The following is a 5,812-nucleotide window of genomic DNA, read 5'->3' as shown; positions in this document are numbered from 1 at the left end:
CAGGCGCAGGCGCAGCGGGTCGACTGGGCGGCGCCGCAGCGGTTGGCGCGCTGGGCGCGTGGCCGCCGCAGCGACAACACCGTGGCCGCCTACGGCTTCGATGCGATCAACCGGCTGTTCTCCAACGACGAGCTGCACCTCACCCTGCTGCGCGGCCCGCTGCTGGGCCTGGCCGGCAAGCTGCCGTTGTTGATGCACGGCTTCTGGAAGCGCGCTTCCGGCGTGTGACCGCACGCTCCGGCCGGACGCGGCGGCCGCAGATTCGACCACGCGCGCCGAGCGGCGCCCGTACCCTCATCCGCCCCTTCGGGGGCACCTTCTCCCGGAGGGAGAAGGAAGAGTCAGCGTCGGCTGGTTTGCTTGAGCCCCTCTCCCCTCGGAAGAGGGGGTGGGGTGAGGGTAGGGCGCGAAGCGCGGCACGCAGGCCGCGTTCCTGCCATGGAGAACGACGATGCAAGACGCGACCCGGACGCAGACCGTGGATCTGCTGATTTCCCACAGCCAGGTGCAGTTGCGTGCCCGCGCCTTCGACGAGGCCGCCTGCCGCTGGGGGCCGCACAATCTGGAGCAGGGCGCGGTCCTGCATCGCGACTACGTGGTGTTCGATCCGTTGCCCGAGGACGCGTTCGGCGCGCAGGTGCACCTGGTGCTGGCCGAGGCGTTCGCGCCCGATCCGCGTGCGCAGCGGCGCATGCAGGTGCCGTTCCGGGTGAATCCGGATGCGCGGGTGCAGGTGGCGTCCGCCGCCGAGGCCTTCGATGTGACACTGGCGCTGCAGCCTGGCGACTACGCGCTGTACTACGAAGTCTGCGAAGGCGACGACGAGGTGTATTACCGGCTCACCCTGGTGCCGGCGGCGCAGCCGGTCGCGGCGCGCTATCTGCTGGATGATCCCTGGGGCGGGGTGCGGGATGCGCCGCTGCAGGAGGGACTGCTGTAGCTGTCGTCAGCGCGGTGGGCGAGGCCGAGCGGCAGGGTGGCGTGGTGGAAGACACGCGCTGCGAGGAGATCGGGTCGATGCAGCGGCGATGGCGGCGTCAGTGTGGGTGAGGCGGTTGCGCGATGCTGTGGCGCTCGCGTTGCCGGTGTCTGCGGTGTTGCCGCTTCAGAAAACAATCGCGCCGCATGCGGCGGGAAGGCCGCAGGCGGCGCGCGTGGTGGAGAGGGTGCGGGTCAGTCTACGCGTGAGTCGCGTCACGTCGACATCCAGCCTTCCAGGTCGGCCTTGCTCAGGCGGCCGTGGTGATGCACGTCGACGGCATCGAACTCGGCGTACAGCGTCGGGTCGGCCTTGGCTTCGGCGCGGCTGATGTAGCCGTCATGGTTGCGGTCGAGCTTGGCGAAATCGATGTGGTAGTCGCCGACGATCGAGTTCGGTTCGACCGAGGTGACATTGATGATCTGGCCGTTCTGGTGCAGGGTCACTTCGTCCGGCGCCGACTGCGCCATGGCCAGCGCCGGCGCGGCAAGCAGCGCGAACGCGAACGGAACGAGACGAGGAACGATGCGGTTCATGGCACGACTCCTGTTGCTGGGAAGGAGTCAAGAACATAGGCCTGGCCGAATTAATCGACACTAAAAAAATCGGGCGTTCGCATCTGCACGTCGGCGCTGTTTAGCAAGCGTTTCCAATATGCCTCGGGCCGCGACCGACGGCGTCCCGGCGTCCTTCATGGCGGCGCCGGGACGCATGTCGCTGCGGCTACAGCCAGCCGGCGAGCTGCGCGCGGCTGAGGCGACCGCTGCGGGTGGTGTCCAGCGCGTCGAACTCGTCGGCCAGCGACGGATTGGCCTGCGCTTCGCTGCGGCTGATGTAGCCGTCGTGGTCGGTGTCCAGCGCCTCGAAGTCGATGCGGTAGCTGCCGGCCACACGGTCCGGCTGGATGCTGCGCACGGTCACCTGCGCTTCGCCGGGCGTGGCCGGCAACTGCACCTGGTGAGTGACCACGCCATTGCTGAGCGGCTGCGCGCGCACGTTGACCGGCACGTCGCGCAGCGGCTCGGTGGTGGCGCTGGAGGCAGTGTTGAGATTCTGCGCCGCGGCCGGCGCGGCGCAGGCGCACAGGCAGCAGAGCAGGGCGAGGGAACGGCAGGACATGGACACAACGGACTCCAGTATGGCGATGGATGGCGGCCCCGGCTCAGCCGGGGATGAACGGAAACGCGAGCTTCAACAGGCCCTTCAGCCCGCCCTCGGCGGTGCTGGCGACGGCCTTGGCGCCGAGGCTGTTGAGCGCGCGGCGCACGTCCTCCCAGCGTAGCTTGCTCACGTCCTTCTTCAACAGGTCGGCGACCTCCTCGGCGGTGGGCGCCAGCTTCTGCAGTTCGTGCGTCACCTTCTCCGGCTCCGGCTGCAGATAGCCCCAGCGCTCGGCGATCTTCAGCAGCGTGTCGAAGCGCACCGCCATCACGTCGCGGTTGCGCTCGTACACGGGCATGGCGCCGACGTCGACGATGGCCTGTTCGAAGCGCTGCTGGTCGTCGGGGTGTTCGATGCGGATCGCCAGGAAGCCGTCCTTCTTGCTGCGCTCGCTGACGTGCTTGGCCCCGGCGCGCAGGTTGTCCTCGGTCAGCACCGTGGCGACGATGCGCTGCAGCGCCGCCTCGTTGTCCTCTGGCACCAGCGCGCGCCAGCGCGCATAGCCGTCGCGGCGCAGGCCCTTGACCTTGGCCGGGGTCACCCGCAGGCGCATCGCCACCGCGTTGTTGGAATCGCTGCGCGAGATCGCGCCGTCGCGTTCCAGCAACACGAAGATCAGCAGTTCCAGGTCGCGCTTGGTCAGCGATTGGAAGCCCTGCAGCAGGGTCAGGCGCAGGAATTCGTCGGCGAAGCCGGCCGGGTTGTTCAGTTCGATCGGCTGCATGTGCGCGGCCCTCCAGTCAGTGCAGCCAGGATGCCAGGGGACCATTGCGCGGGCTGAGACGCCGCTGCGATACGCATCCCATCAGCGTCCGTGCTCGCGGCCGGGGCGGTCGCTGCGGAAGGTTTCGATCGCGCCGCGGTCCTGCAGGGTCACGTCGACATCGCGTCCGTCGGCGCCGCCGAAGGCCAGGTTGGTGGGCTTGCGGCCCTTGGTCGCGACCTCGTGCAGTAGCGTGCCGTCGGGGGCCAGCACGATTACCTTGCCGGCGTCGTAGCGGGCCACGTACAGGTTGCCGTCGATGTCGCAGCGCATGCCGTCCAGGCCGGCGTCGGCGAAGCTGGCGAACAGCCGCTTGTTGGAGACGGCGCCGTCGGCCGCACGGTCGTAGACCCAGATCCGCCGCTGCACGCTCTCGTTGACGTACAGGCGCTTGCCGTCGGGGCTGACCTCGATGCCGTTGGTGGTGCCCATGCCGGTTTCGATCAGATGCGCGCTGCGGTCGCGGTCGATGCGCCACAGCTGGCCGCCGTCGTGCTTCCAGTCCGGGTCGCTGGCGTAGAGGGTGCCGTCCGGCGCCATCGCGATGTCGTTGGGCTGGAACGCGCCCGGCAGCGTGGCGTAGACCTCGATGCGCTTGCTGCGCAGGGCGATGCGCAGGATGCGGTGCTGGCCGTAGTCGGCCACGTACATGCGCCCGCGGCGGTCGAAGCGGATGCCGTTGCCGATGCTGCCGTCGGGAAGATCCACGAACAGCGTGGCCTGGCCGCGGCCGGTGGCGTCGCGCTGGACCTGGCCGATGCTGCCGTCGTGGGCGAAGTTGACCACGTACAGCGCACCGTCCGGGCCGGTCGCAGGCCCTTCGATCTTGTCGGTGAACACGCCATCGCCGACCAGGTCATGGGCGCGGAACAGGGTCTCCTGCGCCTCGGCCGGGGCAGCCAGCAGCAGGGCGAGGGCGGCGAGCAGTGGGCGGCAGCGCATCGGGTGTCCGGACGGCGGGGGAGGCGGCAGTGTGCCAGAGGCCCCGGCGCATCGCGCGATAGCGCTCACAGTGCCGATGCCGCGCCAGCGGTTAGGGTGAAGCATCCTTCCGGTCGGAGTTGCGCATGGAGCCGTCCTCGCCGAATCGCCGCCGCCTGTTTCTGGCCGGCCTCTCCGCCACCGCCGCCGGTATGCTCGGAGCGTCCACGTGGGCGGCCACGCCGGCACGACGCCGCAAGCCGCTGGGCGTGGCCCTGGTCGGCCTGGGCGAGTACGCCAGCAGCCGCCTGGCGCCGGGGCTCGCCCTGACCCGGCACTGCCGCCTGGCCGGCATCGTCACCGGCTCGCCGCAGAAGATCCCGCAGTGGCAGGCGCGCTATCGCATCCCGGATCGCAACGTCTACAGCTACGACGAGTTGGAGCGTATCGCCGACAACCCGGACATCGACGTGGTCTACGTGGTCACGCCCACTCATCTGCATGCGCCGCTGAGCATCCGCGCCGCGGCCGCCGGCAAGCACGTGTGGTGCGAGAAACCGATGGCGCTGCACGCCGAGCAGGCGCAGGCGATGATCGAGGCCTGCGCGCGCAACAAGGTGCGGCTGAGCATCGGTTACCGCATGCAGCACGAGCCCAACACCCAGCGCCTCATCGCCCTGGCCGGCGAACGCCCGTTCGGGGCGATGCGCAGCGTGCGCGCCGAGGCGGGCTATGCCGGCTACGGCGACACCGACCCGGCGCAGCGGCCGTGGCGGCTGCGCGCGCAGTACGGCGGCGGTGCGATGTACGACATGGGCGTGTATCCGCTCAACGCGGCGCGCTACACGACCGGCGCCGAGCCGCTGGCGGTCAGCGCGCGGCGATCCACCGATCGGCCGGCATTGTTCGACGAGGTCGACGAGCACATGCACTTCACCCTGGAGTTCCCGCACGGGGTGACAGCCAGCTGCGCGGCCAGTTTCGGCCGCACCATGAACCTGCTGCGCGCCGAGTGCGCGAAGGGTTGGTACGAACTGGCGCCGTTCCAGGCCTACGACGGCGTGCGCGGCCGGGCCAGCGATGGCCGCCTGTTCGACGCGCGGGTGCACCACCAGCAGGCGCTGCAGATGGACGAGGACGCGCTGGCGATCCTGCAGGGCACGCCGCTGCGCGTGCCTGGCGAGGAAGGCTTGCGCGACATGCGCGTCGTCGATGCCATCCAGCGCTCGGCGCGGGAGGACGGGGCGCGGATCGTGCTGTAGCGGTGGCGGCGCCAATGCGCTCGTCACAGGAGCGGCTTCAGCCGCGATGGCTTTCCCGGGAAACCCATCGCGGCCGAGCCGCTGCTACGAAACACCGCATGTGGACGCGCGACCGCTCAGCCCGGGATCGCCAGCACCGTGATCTCTTCGCGGTCGTGGTAGAGCTGCTTGGCGCGCAACTGCAGCGGGCGCTCGGCACGCTCGGCAAACAGGTCCAGGCACAGCCGGGTCTCGTCCCAGCGCTTCTTCATCGGCAGCTTCAAGTTGAAGATCGCGTGCCGGCACCAGCCCTCGCGGAACCAGGTGGCCATGCGCTCGGCGACGCGGCGCGGCTGCTCGACCATGTCGCAGACCATCCAGTCCAGCGGCTGCGGCGGTTTCCAGTGGAAGCCGTCGGCGCGCAGGTGGTCGACCAGGCCGCTGTCGAGCACGTGCTGGCGCAGCGGGCCGTTGTCCACGCTGGTCACGTGCAGGTGCTGGCGGGTCAGCACCCAGGTCCAGCCGCCGGGGGCGGCGCCGAGGTCGGCCGCGCGCATGCCCGGGCGCAGCAGCGTCTCGCGCTCGTGCGGGGTCAGCAGCGCCAGCAGCGCTTCTTCCAGTTTCAGCGCCGAGCGCGAGGGCGCCTCCGGCAGCAGCTTGAGGCGCGGAATGCCCAGCGGCCACGGCGCGCTGTCCTCGCTGTCGGCCACCGCCAGCAGGGCGTGGGTGCCGGTCACGAAGCACACG

Annotated in this window: 7 protein-coding genes and 1 pseudogene; 3 read left to right on the top strand and 5 right to left on the bottom strand. The window is 70.0% G+C overall.

Features of this window, described 5'->3' with window-relative positions; all coding sequences use genetic code 11:
• Together D180_RS20145 and comJ are read left to right on the top strand one after the other, a co-directional pair.
• Positions 1 to 228 (top strand): annotated as a pseudogene (locus tag D180_RS20145) (UbiH/UbiF family hydroxylase); the annotation flags it as partial.
• A 223-nt stretch (positions 229 to 451) separates the two neighbouring features.
• Positions 452 to 940 (top strand): competence protein ComJ, encoded by a 489-nt coding sequence (gene comJ, locus D180_RS20135; protein WP_017914184.1) that lies wholly within the window; start codon positions 452 to 454, stop codon positions 938 to 940.
• A gap of 254 nt (positions 941 to 1,194) precedes the next feature.
• Here the strand turns inward: comJ and D180_RS20130 are convergent, their stop codons facing one another.
• The 4 genes from D180_RS20130 to D180_RS20115 form a co-directional block, all read right to left on the bottom strand.
• Positions 1,195 to 1,515: a hypothetical protein gene (locus D180_RS20130; RefSeq protein WP_010340011.1), complete on the bottom strand. Its 321-nt coding sequence runs from the start codon at positions 1,513 to 1,515 to the stop codon at positions 1,195 to 1,197.
• A 187-nt stretch (positions 1,516 to 1,702) separates the two neighbouring features.
• Positions 1,703 to 2,098: a hypothetical protein gene (locus D180_RS20125; protein ID WP_017914183.1), complete on the bottom strand. Its 396-nt coding sequence runs from the start codon at positions 2,096 to 2,098 to the stop codon at positions 1,703 to 1,705.
• 43 nt (positions 2,099 to 2,141) lie between these two features.
• Positions 2,142 to 2,864, bottom strand: a complete 723-nt coding sequence (locus tag D180_RS20120) for a hypothetical protein (RefSeq protein ID WP_017907756.1) — start codon at positions 2,862 to 2,864, stop codon at positions 2,142 to 2,144.
• A gap of 81 nt (positions 2,865 to 2,945) precedes the next feature.
• Positions 2,946 to 3,845 carry an SMP-30/gluconolactonase/LRE family protein gene (locus tag D180_RS20115; RefSeq protein WP_017914182.1) on the bottom strand — a complete coding sequence of 300 codons (900 nt, stop codon included), beginning with the start codon at positions 3,843 to 3,845 and terminating at the stop codon, positions 2,946 to 2,948.
• A gap of 191 nt (positions 3,846 to 4,036) precedes the next feature.
• Here D180_RS20115 and D180_RS20110 point away from each other — a divergent pair, with 191 nt between their 5' ends.
• The gene (locus tag D180_RS20110; protein WP_232760600.1) at positions 4,037 to 5,086 is read left to right on the top strand and encodes a Gfo/Idh/MocA family oxidoreductase; all 1,050 of its coding nucleotides are present in this window, start codon (positions 4,037 to 4,039) and stop codon (positions 5,084 to 5,086) included.
• 116 nt (positions 5,087 to 5,202) lie between these two features.
• Here D180_RS20110 and rlmM read toward each other — a convergent pair.
• The coding region (gene rlmM / locus D180_RS20105) for a 23S rRNA (cytidine(2498)-2'-O)-methyltransferase RlmM (RefSeq protein WP_017914180.1) at positions 5,203 to 5,812 on the bottom strand (610 nt) is incomplete at its 5' end.

This window comes from Xanthomonas sp. SHU 166 (genome assembly GCF_000364685.1).
GTDB classification, from domain to species: domain Bacteria; phylum Pseudomonadota; class Gammaproteobacteria; order Xanthomonadales; family Xanthomonadaceae; genus Xanthomonas_A; species Xanthomonas_A sontii.
This window is presented reverse-complemented; position numbering and strand designations above follow the sequence as displayed.